At 32.5% G+C, this 16,483-nt stretch carries 18 protein-coding genes; 3 read left to right on the forward strand and 15 right to left on the reverse strand.

The features are described from left to right. Window positions 1-39: 39 nt before the first annotated feature. The 7 genes from DK442_RS03835 to DK442_RS03865 all read right to left on the reverse strand — a co-directional run bounded on the left by DK442_RS03835 (window position 40) and on the right by DK442_RS03865 (window position 6,842). The gene (locus tag DK442_RS03835) at window positions 40-2,376 is read right to left on the reverse strand and encodes a TonB-dependent receptor domain-containing protein (RefSeq protein ID WP_109434536.1); all 2,337 of its coding nucleotides are present in this window, start codon (window positions 2,374-2,376) and stop codon (window positions 40-42) included. Between the two features lie 70 nt (window positions 2,377-2,446). After that, a complete protein-coding gene (locus tag DK442_RS03840) occupies window positions 2,447-3,463 on the reverse strand; it encodes an alpha amylase (protein ID WP_109434537.1) in 1,017 nt (338 codons plus the stop codon). A gap of 164 nt (window positions 3,464-3,627) precedes the next feature. Next, complete coding sequence (locus tag DK442_RS28085; protein WP_160114036.1) at window positions 3,628-4,017, reverse strand: hypothetical protein; 390 nt, start codon at window positions 4,015-4,017, stop codon at window positions 3,628-3,630. A 108-nt stretch (window positions 4,018-4,125) separates the two neighbouring features. Beyond that, window positions 4,126-5,016 carry a ketopantoate reductase C-terminal domain-containing protein gene (locus DK442_RS03850; protein WP_109434539.1) on the reverse strand — a complete coding sequence of 297 codons (891 nt, stop codon included), beginning with the start codon at window positions 5,014-5,016 and terminating at the stop codon, window positions 4,126-4,128. A 24-nt stretch (window positions 5,017-5,040) separates the two neighbouring features. Beyond that, window positions 5,041-5,502, reverse strand: a complete 462-nt coding sequence (locus DK442_RS03855) for a GNAT family N-acetyltransferase (protein WP_235010901.1) — start codon at window positions 5,500-5,502, stop codon at window positions 5,041-5,043. Next, window positions 5,503-6,315, reverse strand: a complete 813-nt coding sequence (locus DK442_RS03860; RefSeq protein WP_109434540.1) for an anti-sigma factor — start codon at window positions 6,313-6,315, stop codon at window positions 5,503-5,505. Further along, window positions 6,288-6,842, reverse strand: a complete 555-nt coding sequence (locus DK442_RS03865) for an RNA polymerase sigma factor (RefSeq protein ID WP_109434541.1) — start codon at window positions 6,840-6,842, stop codon at window positions 6,288-6,290. Before DK442_RS03865 ends, DK442_RS03860 begins: the two co-directional genes overlap by 28 nt. A gap of 117 nt (window positions 6,843-6,959) precedes the next feature. Here DK442_RS03865 and DK442_RS03870 point away from each other — a divergent pair, with 117 nt between their 5' ends. Further along, a complete protein-coding gene (locus tag DK442_RS03870) occupies window positions 6,960-7,481 on the forward strand; it encodes a fasciclin domain-containing protein (RefSeq protein ID WP_109434542.1) in 522 nt (173 codons plus the stop codon). A gap of 67 nt (window positions 7,482-7,548) precedes the next feature. Here the strand turns inward: DK442_RS03870 and DK442_RS03875 are convergent, their stop codons facing one another. Together DK442_RS03875 and DK442_RS03880 are read right to left on the reverse strand one after the other, a co-directional pair. Continuing rightward, a complete protein-coding gene (locus DK442_RS03875; protein WP_109434543.1) occupies window positions 7,549-8,001 on the reverse strand; it encodes a PaaI family thioesterase in 453 nt (150 codons plus the stop codon). A gap of 52 nt (window positions 8,002-8,053) precedes the next feature. Further along, window positions 8,054-8,680 (reverse strand): trimeric intracellular cation channel family protein, encoded by a 627-nt coding sequence (locus DK442_RS03880; protein ID WP_109434544.1) that lies wholly within the window; start codon window positions 8,678-8,680, stop codon window positions 8,054-8,056. A 161-nt stretch (window positions 8,681-8,841) separates the two neighbouring features. On the opposite strand from DK442_RS03880, the gene trxB reads away from it, so the two are divergent. After that, complete coding sequence (trxB, locus tag DK442_RS03885; protein WP_109434545.1) at window positions 8,842-9,813, forward strand: thioredoxin-disulfide reductase; 972 nt, start codon at window positions 8,842-8,844, stop codon at window positions 9,811-9,813. Between the two features lie 75 nt (window positions 9,814-9,888). Here trxB and DK442_RS03890 read toward each other — a convergent pair whose 3' ends face one another. Then, window positions 9,889-10,749: a GIN domain-containing protein gene (locus DK442_RS03890; RefSeq protein WP_160114037.1), complete on the reverse strand. Its 861-nt coding sequence runs from the start codon at window positions 10,747-10,749 to the stop codon at window positions 9,889-9,891. Window positions 10,750-10,936: 187 nt separating this feature from the next. Here DK442_RS03890 and DK442_RS03895 point away from each other — a divergent pair, with 187 nt between their 5' ends. Further along, window positions 10,937-11,689, forward strand: a complete 753-nt coding sequence (locus DK442_RS03895; RefSeq protein ID WP_109434547.1) for a DUF5995 family protein — start codon at window positions 10,937-10,939, stop codon at window positions 11,687-11,689. 92 nt (window positions 11,690-11,781) lie between these two features. Here the strand turns inward: DK442_RS03895 and DK442_RS03900 are convergent, their stop codons facing one another. The 5 genes from DK442_RS03900 to DK442_RS03920 all read right to left on the reverse strand — a co-directional run bounded on the left by DK442_RS03900 (window position 11,782) and on the right by DK442_RS03920 (window position 16,482). Beyond that, window positions 11,782-12,291: a GIN domain-containing protein gene (locus DK442_RS03900; RefSeq protein WP_109434548.1), complete on the reverse strand. Its 510-nt coding sequence runs from the start codon at window positions 12,289-12,291 to the stop codon at window positions 11,782-11,784. Between the two features lie 20 nt (window positions 12,292-12,311). Beyond that, window positions 12,312-12,968 carry an FISUMP domain-containing protein gene (locus DK442_RS03905; RefSeq protein ID WP_109434549.1) on the reverse strand — a complete coding sequence of 219 codons (657 nt, stop codon included), beginning with the start codon at window positions 12,966-12,968 and terminating at the stop codon, window positions 12,312-12,314. Window positions 12,969-12,979: 11 nt separating this feature from the next. Continuing rightward, window positions 12,980-13,777 carry a DUF4440 domain-containing protein gene (locus DK442_RS03910; RefSeq protein WP_109434550.1) on the reverse strand — a complete coding sequence of 266 codons (798 nt, stop codon included), beginning with the start codon at window positions 13,775-13,777 and terminating at the stop codon, window positions 12,980-12,982. Window positions 13,778-13,961: 184 nt separating this feature from the next. Continuing rightward, entirely contained in the window at window positions 13,962-14,681 is a 720-nt protein-coding gene (locus tag DK442_RS03915; protein ID WP_109434551.1) for a head GIN domain-containing protein, read from the reverse strand. Window positions 14,682-14,727: 46 nt separating this feature from the next. Next, window positions 14,728-16,482 carry a PspC domain-containing protein gene (locus DK442_RS03920; protein ID WP_109434552.1) on the reverse strand — a complete coding sequence of 585 codons (1,755 nt, stop codon included), beginning with the start codon at window positions 16,480-16,482 and terminating at the stop codon, window positions 14,728-14,730. Window position 16,483: the final 1 nt, after the last annotated feature.

Genomic DNA, 16,483 nt, shown 5'->3' on the forward strand with positions numbered 1-16,483 from the left:
CAGATATAAATAATCCAGGAAGGCTGGTTGGATTGGTTGTTAGAAATTATATCGTGCACCAAGATGAAAAGCTCTCGGGTTTCCAATTGTAAAGCTATTTTCTCCTCTAAACCTATTAAAAGATGCTCTTGCAGCATAGAGTTCATCAAAGACATTAAGTGCATGACACCAAACTTCAAAACCTTTATAGTTGATAGTAGCTCTAAGATTAAAAACAGAATGTCCCTTGTATGTTTCGGTGCCAAAAGTGCCATCCTGATTATTCACTTGTCCTTCAAAACTAGTGTTATATTCACCGACTAATTCGTATTCTGCACTAATACTAAATCCGAGGTTGTTTTCGAGATTTTTTCTATAGGTAATTAAAGAAGATCCTAATAGGTTAGGAGCAGTTTCTCTATCTGTGTCAGAATAATCGATACCTCCGTCAAAAAATTCGACATATCTGTGCTGTGCATAACTACCATTATGAGATATAGATAATTCTTTTATGGGAAACCATGTGATGCCATATTCAATACCATATGATCTTGTTTTTCCTGCATTGGTGTTAAAAAACTGATCGTTTTCATCTCTAAGAGTAATTAGAGTATTATTACCTTCAAGAAGGTAAATAGCTGCATCTAATTTTAGTTTTGCAGGTATGGTGAAATAACCCCCAACCTCATAGTTATTATAACGACTGGGCTTTATTCCTCGAAGTTCATTCCTGTTTCGATATAAGGTAGATACTTGTGGTGGCGCAAACCCTTGAGAATAGTTTGCATATAGTCCGGTTTTTGAATTTACATTATAATTAAAACCAAGTTTTGGAGTTAGGTTATTAAAATTATCTACAGCATCATCTACTCCAACAATTCCATCAGCCAGATTATCATAATCATACTCAAAGCCATCATACCGAAGAGCAGCGGTAACCTTTAACGCTTTGATAGGCGAAATTTCATATTGGAAAAACCCAGCATAATTAAAAATATTAGCTTCATAATTAAGGATAAAATCTCCTGAATTAATGCTGAAATCCAAATTTCTTCCTGTTTCAGGATCTACAGTTACGTTAATAGTTTCTGCTATATAATCTTGTGGCGAGTAGTCTACTGTACCTCCTAAAATTAAAGATGAATTGGCAAAACTAAAATCAATTTTATGTTGAATCAACCCTACATAACTTTTAAATTGATTAGAATTAATTTCTCCAGATCCAGAACCAGTCAATTGTCCTTGGTTTCTAAATTGTCGAACTCTATATGATGGATTTTGATCCATTCGATTGTTTCGCACTATAGTATTGAATGAGGTTTTATTATTATCATTCCAGTATTTGTCTAATGTAGTTCTAACTCTAAAAGACAGCGCTTCCCGTTCGGTAAACGTTTGATCACTTTCATAGTTTCCTCCATTATAATCAGCTTCACTTAAAGAGCCTGTCATATCGGATCTATAATCTACAATATCAAAAACGGTAGTCCATTTTGTTGTCTGATTAATATCATACACTGTTTTAAAGGTAACTGCTGTTTTTTCATAATTACTATGCTCTATTGGACCGTCTTCACGTTGTACATATTGTCCTCCAAGATAAAAACCAAATTTTTTACTTGCTTGATCCGATACTTCAAAATCATATCGGGTTAATCCCAAATCGTTAGTCTGAAAACCAACACTACCGCTTAGATCTTCGGTTGGGTTTTTAGTAATAAAATTAAAACTTCCTCCTATAGCTTCGCTACCATAAATACTGGATGCTGGTCCTTTTAGAACTTCAACTCGACCAAAAGCAATATCATTCATTTCTAATAATGCATTGTGATTAAAGACTGAAGTTGGACGAATTTGCAGACCGTCTTCAAGATATAAAAACAATGCTTTGGTTGAGATGGGAGAGCGAACGGCCATAAAATGCTGTTCATTACTAGCTGCTCTTGATGTGGACATGAACACTCCAGGAATTTGATTGACCAATTGATCGATACCAAATGCTTTGGTTTCTTTCATTACTCTTGCGTTGATGGTAGCAATGGATCCCGGAACCTCAGAACGTTTTTGAATTTCTCTACTTGCCGAAGTTACTAGAACTTCCTCTAAAGTTACATTGTCTGTAGTTAATCTAATCACATTAAAAGTACTTGTTAAGGATACTTTTTTAGTATTGTATCCTAAAAAGCTAACAGTAACATCAGCAGAATTTTCAAGAGTAATTTTAAATACTCCCTCTTCATTACTCATCACTCCGTTGGCATTATTCTCTGATGCTATGATAGTAGCGCCAAGTAAAGGGTTGTTAGATTGATCAACTATTTTTCCTTCGTATGATTGTTGGGCATAACTATGTATCCCTAAACATAGGGTAATTATAAAAACTAATGTGTTTTTCATTTTTTATATTCTCTTAACATGCTTTTTTGAAATCAATAAACCATGTCTAATTTTTTATGATTTTTATGTTCTATAAAGCGTATTGTAGTCCTAATGTTAATGTTTCTTTGGTCCTAAGCTGTACTCCGTTCATGTTTTGAAATACCGGTAATGCAGCTTCAAAACCTAATCGAAGATCTTTCAGGGTTCCTTTAAAAGCATACAAATTAAAGCCAAGACCAGCATTTGCATATGTCATTCCTGAATTAGCAGTATCGGCTGTAATAACCATCATTGGATTAAGCACAGGATTAATACCTTCGATTTTATCAATTGCACCTAATTCTATTCTTCCCGAAAAACTTAACCAATCCAGAGCTTTCACTGCTACCCAATTATTGATGCTGTATTTGTTTCCCAGACGATAGTTATTGTCATTTTTTCCTGTACGTAGTGTAGTTCTGGCTTGTGATCCAAAAGAAAGAGTTCCCCATTGTTTTAGATAGGTTAAAGCTAGCTCGGCATCCCATGTTCCACTTCCTATTTGCATAGGATAGGGGAGGATTACTTCATTAGGAGAAGATGCAGGAGTAACATCTTCTTCATCAATACTACCAGTAGGAATTGATAGACCAACTTGTGCATGTAATTGTTGAGTGTTTTTGTTAAAAAACTTATAAAGTGCAGAAACTTTTGTGTCACCAAAACCAGAAGACTGAGTAGTAAATGATCCTCCCATAGCGGTCACATGATCCATTTCACTTGATAGATAATTAACCATTCCTACTAAAGTGATTTTATCACTTGGTGCATACATAGCCCCCAGCATATGCATATTCATAGGCATACTAGTTGGAGTAACCATATAAATGTCATTGGGACGTAATGCATTAGAGAAGGGGACATTTTCGCTTCCTCTATTAAGTTCATCCATGTTCATATACATATATCGGTAGGAGAACATTACTTCTCCCTTTCCATGGGTATGATCTCCCATTACAGAGATGGGGGCATGGCCATCTGGACGTGCCCCTGACCATTTATTTTCTTCTTGAGCAAATATTATTTGAGTAGCCGCTAAGAGTAGGGCATAGATGTGTTTTTTCATCTTATAGAATGAATTATTACGATGCTCTCCAACTGTTTACTTTTAGGTATACAGAGGAGTCATCATTGTTATGATATTTAAAAGGTTTGAATTTTTTGCATTAATACATGCTGAATAGGAATTGGTTCGTATTCAAAAGTAAATTCAAAAGTATGTTAGAATAATTATGAAAGGATATACTCAGGAGGGTGGTCGATATCTTTGGAAATTGCTTTTGTATTTAAATATTTTACTTTCCAGTTTTGAGTATACTCAGAAATGAAAGGATTTGTGTTTTTTATCTGTACTGTATGATCCTGAAAAAAAAGCGGAATAAAAGCTTCGGTAATTACAATGGTGCCAGAAGAATCCTCTGAAGATGGTTGCGTTTTGGCTTTCATCTGACTCATTAAATAACATTTTCCGTTACAATTTAGCCTTGGCCGTTCTTTATTGACACAATACTTTTCTACTATAGTATCAATGTTAAGCTGATAATATAGAACGGTACTGATTTGTATCATGGGCCGTATGGCAAAAGAAGCAAATAAAAGTATGGAGAAAAATATTCTCATCAATACACGTTAAATTTGCTGCAAAAGTACAAATTAGAATTATTATTTTATCTTAAAAAAACGTAAGATTTTGGTAAAAAATAACACTGCAGTAATTATTATATAACGCTATTTTGGAGAGCGATTTATTTTACTTAGGATATTGCAAATCAAATTAGTAAAAGGAGTGTTAATATGATAGAAAGCTCCTTTTTTTTTGATTACACCATTTTTGGCTCCTAATTCAATTGGATTACCATTGCGTCTATCGGTTAGCATAGAACTTCCTTTTGTGTCCGGGTATTTAATGAGTTTGTCAAACATTTCATCAATAAAAGAATCATTAATATTGGCTCCATCAGCTTTTGCAACATTAATACCTTCGATAAGCAAGCTCTTATAGAGCTCTTGCATTTTTGGATCTTTGAAAACCCAGCATGTTTCTCCTGTTAAGCATAGAATGGCTCCTAAAGTTGAGCTTTCACATACTTTTTTCCAGCTTTCGGTTTTAAAATCAGAAGTAGTTTTGATACAAAGTTCTTTTTTATTAAATAAATCAGAGAACTCTTTTAGTACTTCTTTTTTAGAAATTGTAATAGTTGGTTTTCTTAACTGTTCATAAAATCCGTCAGAGCCCGGTTGCACAGGACAATCGATCATACATTCTATAATATAATTTTCTGAAGTAAATTCTAGGATAGGTTCTTTTAGTTGCAAACCATTACGAATTACCACAATTTTTGTTGAAGGACCAATGAGTTTGGATAACCATTCTTTTGCATTCTCGAATTGATATTCTTTTAGACAAATAATCAACCAATCTAAATGTTGTTTTTTATCAATGTAAATATCACAACGTATTGAGAACTCAATTTTTATATTATTTCTTTTTATTTTAATCGTTTCTCTTGGTGACCTGTTATAGTGATATGTATTTGGCAGGTATTGAGGATTTATCAAAGATGCAATTACAGATCCAATTGCTCCTATGCCTAAAATACCTATTGTTTTAGTATCCATTTTTTGACTACTTAATCTAATATGTTAAACAGAAAAATGAAGTTTCATACCTTCATGAGAATCTTTAAATCCAAGTTTTTTATAAAACTTGATTGCTTCGGGTCTTTTTTTATCTGTTGTAAGTTGTAATACGTGAGCACCTCTTTGTTTGGCGCGCCCTATAGCCCATGCAAACATTTCTTGACCTATTCCTTTGCCTCTTTGATCATCTCGAATTCTGACGGCTTCAATTTGAGCTCGTATTCCACCTTGATACGTGAGATATTGAATAAAAGTGAGCTGAAGTGTTCCTACAATTTGAGAATTAACATTTTCTACCACTATTAATTCCTGATTGGGATCACGATGTATAGCAACAAAAGCATTGACATATTCTTTGGGTAATGGGGTTTGAAAGTTTTCTCTGGTTTTGCCGAGATCGTCATTTACAATCATGTGTATGATTGTCGAAAGATCTTCTTGAGTTGCTTCTCTAAATTTTATCACTTATAATAATACATTAGAAATTAAACGCTCTACGGTTGGATGGTCATTTCCTCCTGCTGGTTCTATAGTAATATTAATAGATGAAGCATCATCTATATATTTCATAGCAATCATTTTTTTATCTCTAGGGATGATACCCATATCAATCATTTCGCCGTCTACATCTGCCCACATTTGGTATGTTTCATTATCCTTTAGTTTAGCTAGTCCTTCGGGATTTAGAATCACAATTTTTTCATTGTGATTGACATATGTGATCGCATTAGAACTTGGAGAAATCTCATTTCCTTTTAATACCAATTGTATTGTATTCGGGTTATTAATTGCACCATACCAGGTACTAATTTCATTTAGGTTCTCTTCTAGAATTGTTATGCGATTTTGTAAATTGGAAGTCTCATTTTCTACAATTTCTAGATTTTTTTTGGAATCCTGCCATTGCATATACAGCCAACCAGAACCTAACATACAAAGAACAGCTATGCTTGCCGCTATATTAAGATAAATACGAGTTTTATTTTTGTTATTGATCGGGATTGTTTTTTTATCTTCTAAAGCATTTGCATTTTCAATAGTATCCATTAAAGATACTTTTATCTCAGGTGGAGGTGCAATAGCATTTTCGAAAGCTAATTTTTCAAAGTCATCTTCTATTTTATTAAAATATTCACGTAACTCTTCATCTTCATTAAGCATGTTCTCGATTTTGATACATTGATCTTCCGAGAGTTCTCCCAACAAATATTGTTCTAATATCCCTGTATTTTTTATAGAATTTCTATCCATCATATCATCTTTTCTATAATCATCCATACTATAATCAATCCCTTCTCATATTCTTCTCTTAATTTTTTTAATGCTTGTCTAATATAAGACTTAAAAGTTCCTAATGGTACATTCATTTCTTCATGAGCTTCTCGATGTGTAAGTCCATTAAAGTAAACTAATTCTATTGCCCTTTGATGATGAGGCTCAAGTTTCTTCAATGAACCATTCAATTGCATTGTATCTAATTCGGGCTCAAAAGTTTCTTTATTTTTATATACACTCAAATCCTCATTTTGGATGAGTCTAGAAGGATTTCGTAATGCATTTAAAGTACTGTTTTTTGCAATTCGATATGACCATGTAAAGAATTTTCCCTTTTTAAAGTCGTAGGAATTTGATTTTTCCCAAATTTTCAAAAATGTTTCTTGTAATAAGTCCTGAGCTTGAGTTTCATCTTTACAGATACGAAGAATTACACCGTACAAAGCGCCAGAATACCTGTCATATATTGTAGACAACGCTTTCGGATCTTTTTTCTGTAGTCGTTTTATAAGCTCTAAATCATCTTGCATGTGGAGTGAGATTATTCAAATTTAATAAAAAAACAACCCAACCTCATCCAAAACTATAAAACATGTGTATATGATAATGTAAAGCACAAAAAAAGTTTAACTATTAAAACAAAAATCATGAAAAAATTAGCTTTTGTTATTTCAACACTTATTTTATTTTTATTCGTACAATCTCTATCTGCACAACAATCAAACAAGGATATTGTTGATGTAGCGGTATCTGTAGATGATTTTTCTACATTAGTTACTGCCTTAAAAGCTGCAGATCTAGTGAAAGCATTAAAAGGAGATGGTCCTTTTACCGTTTTTGCTCCAACTAATGATGCTTTTGCTAAAATAGATGCAAAAACATTGAATTCTCTGTTAGAGCCTGCAAACAAACAAAAATTAACTTCGATTCTTACCTATCATGTAGTAAGTGGAAAACTTGCAGCAGAGGATGTTGTAAATGCCCTGAAAAAGGGAAAAGGAAAAGTAGAACTAACTACTTTAAGTGGTGCCAAAATTAATGTTATAAAAAAGGATGGTAAGATTTGGTTGAAAGATCAAAATGGAAAATACAGTCAGATCGTAAAAACAGATGTGATGGCTAATAATGGAGTAATCCATATTATTAGTGATGTGGTAATGCCTAAGTAAGGTATTAATTTGGTTTTTCTGTTAAAAGCGTCGTTATAAACGACGCTTTTTTATTTTTAAATTGATCTTAAGTACTGCCATCGGTGCTGTTTTTGAGTTCAATTAATGTTATTTGCGCGGCAGCACATAGTTTTTCTTTCCCATTTTTAACAATAAATATTTCAGATCTACATATCGTTAATGTTCTACCATTTTTTAAAACGGTTGATTTCCCAATAAGCAATTCGCCATCTCCTGGAGCCATTAAATTGATCTTAAATTCTACAGTTAATACAGAAGAATCTTTCTCCATTAATGAAAAACCTGCATAACCAGCAGTATTATCTGCTATCGTACTAATTACTCCTGCATGAAAAAAACCATGTTGTTGTGTGAGATTAGAATCATATGGGACATGGATTTCACAATATCCAGGTTGAATATCTATTAATTTTGCATTTATTAGCTTCATAAATTTCTGACGCTCAAAACTCTCTCTTACTTTTTTATGATAATGATCTGATTTAGGTTCGAATTTCATTATTAACAGATAAGATGTGTCATAAAATTAATACATAAAAGATACTATAAATTCATTCAATAGTATTTCTGTCTGCAATAGTAAATAAAGGTAAGGATACTCTATATTTTACTACCAGTAATCTAATTATAATGATTAAAAGGGCGGTAGAAATATATGTTATGTTTTGATCCAAATCTAATGAATATAGAACCATAAAACATATCCCACCTGCTATAGATGCTGTTGCATATATTTCTTTTCTGAAAATCACTGGAATTTCATTACATAAAATATCACGAATTACCCCTCCAAAACAGCCGGTTGTGGCTCCTAGAGCAATAGATACAATTGGTTCTAATCCTGCGTTGATTCCTGTTTCTACTCCTGTAATGGTAAAAATTCCTAATCCAATAGTATCGAATAAAAAAAGTGATCCTTTAAGATAATCCAGTTTATTTCTAAAAATAATAGAAAATATGGTTACTCCACTTATCAAATACATAGTGGTAATATTTTGCATCCATGAAACTGGCGTATTTCCGATAAGTATATCACGAATTGTACCTCCTCCAATTGCGGTTACAAAGGCAATAATAAAAATACCAAAAAGGTCAAATCTTCGATTCATAGCACTTAGCGCTCCAGATATTGCAAATGCAACAGTTCCTAAAATATCTAATACATCAAAAAAAGTCATAATCTTATCAGGGAATTTTATAGAATGTAAATGTAATAGTATTGAGTATGAAGAAAAAATTCAATAATTGAACTTTATAGGTTAATAACAATTCTTAATAACTTTAATGTAAGGTTTCTGATCAAATTGCTACTTTTACATCATAACAAAATGAAAAGAATATGTCTGATACAATAGAAAGAATAAAATGTCTTATTATAGGTTCTGGACCTGCGGGATATACAGCAGCGATATACGCAGCAAGAGCTGATCTTAAACCAATTATGTATACTGGTATGGAACCAGGAGGACAATTAACTACCACTACAGAAGTAGATAATTTCCCTGGATATCCTGAAGGAATAGATGGACCAACCATGATGGTACAGCTACAACAACAAGCAGAACGTTTTGGTACAGAAGTACGTATTGGAATGGTTACTTCTGTAGAATTTAGTAAGGAACAAGGAGGAATTCATAAGGTTACTGTTGATAATTCTACTCAAATAGAAGCAGAAACAGTAATTATTTCTACTGGAGCTACTGCAAAATATCTTGGACTACCAAGTGAGCAAAAGCTTAGAGGTGGTGGAGTATCTGCATGTGCAGTTTGTGATGGTTTTTTCTATAAAGGACAGGATGTTGCTATTGTTGGAGCAGGGGATACCGCTGCAGAAGAAGCTACGTATCTGGCGAATATCTGCTCTAGTGTAACCATGTTAGTTCGTAAGGATTATATGAGAGCTTCTAAAGCGATGCAACATAGAGTTAATAATACACCAAACCTTAAAGTATTATATAATACAGAGGTAGATGAAGTATTAGGGGATCAGGTAGTAGAAGGATTACGAATGGTGAATAACCAAACTGGAGAGAAAGAAGATATTTCAATCACCGGTTTATTTATTGCTATTGGTCATAAACCTAATACTGATATATTTAAAGGACAGTTAGATATGGATGATACAGGGTATCTTATTACCGAAGGTAAATCCACAAAAACGAATATTCCAGGAGTATTTGCTTCAGGAGATGTACAGGATAAAGAATATAGACAAGCAGTTACCGCTGCCGGAACTGGATGTATGGCAGCATTAGATGCAGAACGATACTTGGCGACGGTTGAAACTAATGAAGAAGTTTCTGCATCATAATTGTTTGATAAGATAAAGCATTAAAAAACCCGCTATTTGGCGGGTTTTTTACTTAAAATATGTTAAACGTTTATTTTATTTCAGTCTAAACTTACTAGGAACGTAGTCTATATTTTTCTTATATAAAGTTGCTTCATTTGCAAATGTTTTTATACTAATTTTGGGCTCACCGAGCAGGTATATTTCAGTTTTGTCCTTGGCGTCAATATGAAGTTCTTCATTAGTCAATAGGAAACAATCACTTGTCCCTTCTGCTATCAAAGTAGTTTTTGTAGCACTTAACTTTTCACCATAAAAATCGGTATCGTTATCTACTCTAACTAGCATCGATTTGACTTCTCCTTCAAGTTTAGCAACCCCCTTTTGATATAAATCTACTGTAAGACTGTCTGTAGTCGCGATGCCTTTTAACTCAGAATTATCATTAATCTGATATACAATTTCTCTGGCTGTAGCATGCAATTCTGTATTGGACTTTCCGCTTCCTACATAATTTATTTTACCAGCATCTATAGTTAAAAACATTTCTGCATTATCATTTACTTCTACCGATAACTCTCCAGAAGTTATAGGTGATAATGATTTTGCGTTGACTTTATCATAAACCTTAATTTTTTTTAATTCGGTAGCATAAGAAATACTAAGGTTTAAAGCTTTTGCGCGCCTTAAGTCTTTATCAGATTTAATAATCAAAACACTATCCTGAACAATGACTTGTATTAATTCCTGAAGATTACTATCAGCTTCAATTTTAACTTGATTGTCACTACTTTCATCTAGCGTGACCTCAAAGCTTTCATATATTTCTATAGTATGAAATGTTTCTGTATTGAATTCCTCGGTACTAACAATTTTGTTTCCTTTTACCTTTTCTTTTTGTCCAAATGTATTTGCAAATACTAGAAGAGCAAATAGTAATAGCAGTGAAGTTCTCATATTTGTGTGAAATTTATATGCTAATAAAACAGTTTTTTTTAAGTTTAAGTATAGCATTCTATATAAAACTTATTTACAAATATAAATAGACTCATAGATTAAATAAGAGTTACACGAGTAAACTAAAAAAATAGAATTTAAGAACGTATATTTCATATCTTTTAGAACCTAAAAACAAACCAGAACCTTGAAACCTGTACATACTATAAATGATGTTATTATCACTTTGGGAAATATCATACTCGAATCAAAGACCAATAATAATCCATTAGGATATTTTGCAACTTTATATAGAAAGGTAACTATTAAAGTAAAAGAGGGGATTGATAATGATTTTTTTGATGATGGCCCAAGAATGGAAAAACTAGATGTGATATTTGCGAATAGATATCTTGATGCTTATTTTACATTTCAGGAAAATAAAACTGTTACCAAATCCTGGGAAAAAGCATTTAATTTATCTAATAAATATTGGCCTATTGTATTACAACATCTGTTGATTGGTATAAATGCTCATATTAATCTGGATTTGGGTATTGCGGCTGCAGAAGTTGCAAAAGGTGAGGATATTGAAAATCTTAAAGGAGATTTTGATAAGATAAATGAAGTTTTATCATCTTTGGTCAAAGAGGTAGAGAATGATCTGGCTGAGATTTGGCCCACATTAAAAAAAATCTTGAAATGGACTCGAAAAGTAGACGATTTTTTAGTCGACTTTAGTATGAAACTTGCTAGGGATGGAGCATGGGAATTTGCAAAAGAGCTTTCAAGTTCTCCTGGTAATATGATTACAGAGCTCATAAGAGAACGAGATGTTAAAGTGGCAGAAAAGGCAAGAATCGTAATTAAACCGGGTTTTATTGTTCAAATGGTATTGATGATTGTTAGGCTAGGAGAACGCGGTACTATTAGGGATAAAATTAATGATTTAAATGAATAACTTTAAATTTATGGATTTAAAAAACTGCCTGAAAAGCTAGTGGTTGGTTAGTTTTGCTTATCAAACAGTTTATTAAATCATTGTTTAGATTCTTATTTTTTTACAGCTTTAATAATTCCACCGCCATCAATATTTTGTGTCAAATGATCTGCTGATTTATATTTAATGATTCCACCCGAATTAATAGTTGCAATAAGGTTGTTAAATTCGATGTTGGATAAATTTATAGTCCCTCCATTTTTAATAGTAACCACAAAGTTTTCAATTTTTGAAAAATCACTGTTCATAGTAACATTACCTCCTGATTCTAACTTTAAAGCAGCAAGAGATGGAGTAAAAATATGCGTGATTACTTTGCTAAAGTTAATGTTGGATTTTTTTGATATTATTTTTAAAGTGTTATCCGATATAGTGACTGAAATGTATTTAATAGCTTTGGCATCACCTGAAAATTCTATTCTATTAACATTTGCTTTATTGATTTTAATTGTTCCGGCGATAGTATGCTCTATAGCTTCAAATTTATTAACTTGGATAGTTTTATGTTGAGAAAAAGAAATAATCGAAGTTAAAAAACTAATGGTCAAGATTATATATTTCATAATTTTTTTATTAAATAATATTATTTGGTATCATCTTTTACATAACGAACACTAAAACCACAACCTTTGTTTCCGTATTCTCGTCCTATTTTATTGTTTTTTATACCTATAAGCCTTTCATAGGCTCTTATGTCATCAAAACTATCAGCACACCAGTAGTTTGCATGCTCTCCTTGAAAATTAAATTTTCCATAATCAGTTTTCCAACCTCCATAGCTTATATTAAACCCCGATTTTCCATCTTTTTTTAGATGATTTACTTCATTGTTAGTTCCTCTCCACCCGATGGTATTGATGGTCTCTTTATCTAAACCTATCTCTTTTTCAAGTTTTAACCAATCTGAATCTGTGGGTAACCTCCATCCTTTTGGAGCTAGTTTTTTTGCATAAGACCAGCTATATAATGCCCCATATGTTTTGTAGGCCATAGTGAGCTTTGCTTCTTCAATTGAGTTTCCTTTATATTCATAAACAGAAATATTTATAGTATCGATTTTTGGAAGATATGCGAAGTTTTCAGCGAACCATATTTGATCTCCAATTTTTACAGTTTTATAAAGTTTTCCATCTCTTTCGTCAATGAAAGTGTTGTTGGATATATCTGTAGAAGGCTTATATATACAAGATTCAATACTGATATTAAAAACACAAATTAGAATTAAAAGTATTGGTTTCATTATTAAGAATTTTATTTTATTTTTTTTGCCTCTTCTACTATAACTCCATTTTCACGAACAATAAATTTGTCTACATTACCTTCGGCGTTTTTTATAAATTCGAAGGAAAGAGGACTTTGTTTATGGAAAAAATGATTTTCGGATTGTGGATATACGATTGTCTGCATTTTACCAGCTTTTATTTCTAGAAGATGTTCTTTTTTTGTAATGCTTACGGTACCAGTTTTTGGAGCTTCATATGTGCCTACATATTGTGTCAAAATTTCATCAGAAATAGAGATTTCCTTTTTATCTGTATTTTGGGGAGCAGGTTGATGGTCATAACTTAAAACTCTTGTCATTTTCCATTCCTGATTTTTATGCTGCCAGACATGAGTAAACTTAGCAATCTCAATTAATCTTTCCTGCTTTCCTTCTTCCGTAATATAAAAAACATGTTCTCCGCTTATAATTGCTCCATAATTGTTTAAAGGATATACGTTAACACTATTTTCTACAGCCTCTCTTCGCAACCTCGGATTTTCTTTACCACATAATCCAGTCTCTACTAGTTTCATCATTTTGGAAAGACCAGAAGTTAATCCTCCTTTGTCGTGATAAAATTCAAAATCATCGATAAAGAATGTTTTAAAATTCTCAATATCACAAGTGTTATAGGCTTTCCAGAACTGCTCATCAAGAGTAAGAATTATTTCTTTGAGAGGCTTTTGATCAGAATGATTTTGATTTGATTGTGCATAGGTTGATATTTGTGTAGTTATGAATATGATGACTACCCAAATAGTTGATTTTTTCAATATGATTTTCATTTGTTCGTTTTTTTAGATTATCCATCCGGAAGTGATTTGATTAAGATTGATGAATTTGATTAGTTAGGTTAATGTTTAATAAAAAACTGCCTGAAAAGCTAGTGGTTGGTTAGTTTTGCTTCTCAGACAGCTTATTTTGGTTGATTAAATAATTAGTTAGGTTGTTATTTAGGATTTATAAGGTTTAATGTCTTCTAACATTTCCTCCAGAATTATCTGTTTCTGATACTTTTTCTGGTTTTCCATAGTAGACTACATCTGCACCACTTGTTGCTTTTCCTGTAAATTCATTTTTGGCATGAATTCTTATAGATGCTCCACTCGTAGCTTTTGCTTCAGTCGATAAGCTCAAAAGGTCTTGAGCACGTATATCGGCTCCACTAGTGGCTCTTGCTTGATGATGATTTACTTTTCCTGAGAGATTCATCATAGCACCGCTTGTTACGGAAGTAGTAACGGTTTCTGCTTTTATTTCTAAATTTATATCAGCACCACTTGTTGCACTTAGGTCAAGATCTTTTTGAACCACTTCTTGATCTGATGAAACACTCGCCCCACTATTAACATGTACCTTGTTTAATTTGGTATAAGAAACATATACTTTTTTTTCGTCTGCAGAATATATATTCTCATCAGAGGTTACACGTAGTGTATTACCTTCAACATAGATTTCAATGTGATCATGTAGATTTTTATTGGCTTCGACTATTACTTTTTTGTTGGGACTATTAACAAGGATTACATCTAAGCCTCTACTGGCTTTAATGGCATCAAAATCAGAGTTAATGGTTCTTTCTTTTTCTACTACTTCTCCTTTTCCTCTAACTCCATTGAAAGCTACATTGCATGAGCAACAGGCTAATGATAAGGAAAGAATTACTAAAAATTTGGCTAGTGCTGTCATAATTTTATGTTTTAATGAATTTAAACTGTTTGTTTTTTGATTTGATTTAATTTTCGGTTTTAATTTCTATTCCGTTCTCGTCGATTTTTAATTTTACGGGTTCATTATTTAGTTCTACTCCATCTTCATCAATTTTTAATTTAAAATCTTCATCATCAGTGTTAATATTGATCTTAATACTGTCATCATCATTCTGAGATTCTTGGTATTCCCATTCATCTTGATCTTCGATACATGTATCGCATTCAAATTTTCCATTTACTAACTTTACATAGTTTCCTTCTTTTCCATCTACGGTGATATAGTCATCATATTTCCAGGAATTATTATACCCTGATGTATTATCATCAGCAAATATTGTAATTCCCTCGGGTAGTGTTAAGATCACTTTTATTTCTTGATCTCTGTATTTGTTAGTATATTCAGTAATGGCATAACCGTTTAATAGTAAAGTATCACCATCAAGTTCGTATGCATATTTAAGCTCTTCGGCTCTTTTTGAAGCTTCTTCATAAGATCTTCCCTGAGCTTTCTTTTCGATAGAAATTCCTAAAGTAGAATCTTTCTTTGAGGCCTTAAGGTATACTTCAACATCCTGAATAACAATTACTCTGTTGCCTTGTTCGTCACGTTTGATCTTATAATCGTGTCTATGTCTTAAATGTCTAACGTATCTATTGTTACCTTCCATTTTTATAGTTAGTGTGTCCTTACTGGTTATAGGAAGTATTTCTTTTTCTGTGATTACTTGCGCATCATAAGCTTCTAGAGTTGCCTGTCTGATACCGACAATTCCTAACCCTATTAATGAAAGCATCCAAACTCCTAATAAACCAAGTTTTGCTGGGGTACCTATAGATTTTAGGTTTTTAATCATAATTTTCAATCCAAGAATGAATAAGAAGAAGAATGGTATTCCTACTGCAAAAAAGGATAATAAAGAAATTAACCATAGTGGTACTTCGGGATGACTGCCAACTTCTATGTATTCAACCCATGGGGTATCCATAAATCCAAATGTTCCCAAAGTAAACAGGCCTATAAAAAGACTGATTAAAGTTACACCGGCAATGATAATAAGTAGAACACCTATAAACTTTACAAAAATCTTTAGTAAGAATAAAAGTACATCTCCCAAAGCATCAAAGAAAGTAGTAGAACTATTTTTTACTTTACTACTGTATTTTTGGTAATCTACGTTTTTTACCGTGTCAGCAACACCATCAAACCCTTCTTTAATTTTCTTTTCTATATTACTAATATTTACAGCTTCTCCTCTCATAGCAAGAAAATCGGCTGTAGTTTTAGCTTCCTGAACAAAAATCCAGAAAGCTATATAGATAAGAACAAAGGCTCCACTAGAGAAAATTGTAAATAATATCCATGCTAATCGAATCCAAATTGCTTCTATTCCTAGGTAGTGACCTAATCCAGAGCTTACTCCACCTACATAAGAATTTGTTGTATCTCTAAATAGGTGTCTTGATGTTTTTGATTTTTGATTTGATGTTTTAGGCTCATCTTCAAAGATTTCTTCGTCTAATCTGTAATCTTCGGGTTGTCCCATTACAGTGATTACTTCTTCTACCTCTTGATTTCCAATAACCTGTCGTTCATCCTTTATTTTTTCACTAAACAACTCTGCAATACGAGCTTCGATATCTGCTATGATCTCATCTCTCCCTTGCGAATCAGTGAAAGAGCGTTTTATAGCACTTAGATAACGTTGCAGTTTTAGATAAGCGTCTTCGTCTATATGAAAAAATATGCCTGCTAAATTTATATTAACTGTCTTGTTCATT

Origin of the sequence: Aquimarina sp. AU119 (genome assembly GCF_900312735.1) — a bacterium.
Classification (GTDB): Bacteria; Bacteroidota; Bacteroidia; order Flavobacteriales; family Flavobacteriaceae; genus Aquimarina; species Aquimarina algiphila.

Excerpts from the sequence above, each read along its gene's own strand:
- DK442_RS03835 (WP_109434536.1), bottom strand. The coding sequence starts at position 2,376 with ATGAAAAACACATTAGTTTTTATAATTACCCTATGTTTAGGGATACAT.
- DK442_RS03840 (WP_109434537.1), bottom strand. The coding sequence starts at position 3,463 with ATGAAAAAACACATCTATGCCCTACTCTTAGCGGCTACTCAAATAATA.
- DK442_RS28085 (WP_160114036.1), bottom strand. The coding sequence starts at position 4,017 with ATGAGAATATTTTTCTCCATACTTTTATTTGCTTCTTTTGCCATACGG.
- DK442_RS03850 (WP_109434539.1), bottom strand. The coding sequence starts at position 5,016 with ATGGATACTAAAACAATAGGTATTTTAGGCATAGGAGCAATTGGATCT.
- DK442_RS03860 (WP_109434540.1), bottom strand. The coding sequence starts at position 6,315 with ATGGATGATTATAGAAAAGATGATATGATGGATAGAAATTCTATAAAA.
- DK442_RS03865 (WP_109434541.1), bottom strand. The coding sequence starts at position 6,842 with ATGCAAGATGATTTAGAGCTTATAAAACGACTACAGAAAAAAGATCCG.
- DK442_RS03870 (WP_109434542.1), top strand. The coding sequence starts at position 6,960 with ATGAAAAAATTAGCTTTTGTTATTTCAACACTTATTTTATTTTTATTC.
- DK442_RS03875 (WP_109434543.1), bottom strand. The coding sequence starts at position 8,001 with ATGAAATTCGAACCTAAATCAGATCATTATCATAAAAAAGTAAGAGAG.
- DK442_RS03880 (WP_109434544.1), bottom strand. The coding sequence starts at position 8,680 with ATGACTTTTTTTGATGTATTAGATATTTTAGGAACTGTTGCATTTGCA.
- trxB (WP_109434545.1), top strand. The coding sequence starts at position 8,842 with ATGTCTGATACAATAGAAAGAATAAAATGTCTTATTATAGGTTCTGGA.
- DK442_RS03890 (WP_160114037.1), bottom strand. The coding sequence starts at position 10,749 with ATGAGAACTTCACTGCTATTACTATTTGCTCTTCTAGTATTTGCAAAT.
- DK442_RS03900 (WP_109434548.1), bottom strand. The coding sequence starts at position 12,291 with ATGAAATATATAATCTTGACCATTAGTTTTTTAACTTCGATTATTTCT.
- DK442_RS03905 (WP_109434549.1), bottom strand. The coding sequence starts at position 12,968 with ATGAAACCAATACTTTTAATTCTAATTTGTGTTTTTAATATCAGTATT.
- DK442_RS03910 (WP_109434550.1), bottom strand. The coding sequence starts at position 13,777 with ATGAAAATCATATTGAAAAAATCAACTATTTGGGTAGTCATCATATTC.
- DK442_RS03915 (WP_109434551.1), bottom strand. The coding sequence starts at position 14,681 with ATGACAGCACTAGCCAAATTTTTAGTAATTCTTTCCTTATCATTAGCC.
- DK442_RS03920 (WP_109434552.1), bottom strand. The coding sequence starts at position 16,482 with ATGAACAAGACAGTTAATATAAATTTAGCAGGCATATTTTTTCATATA.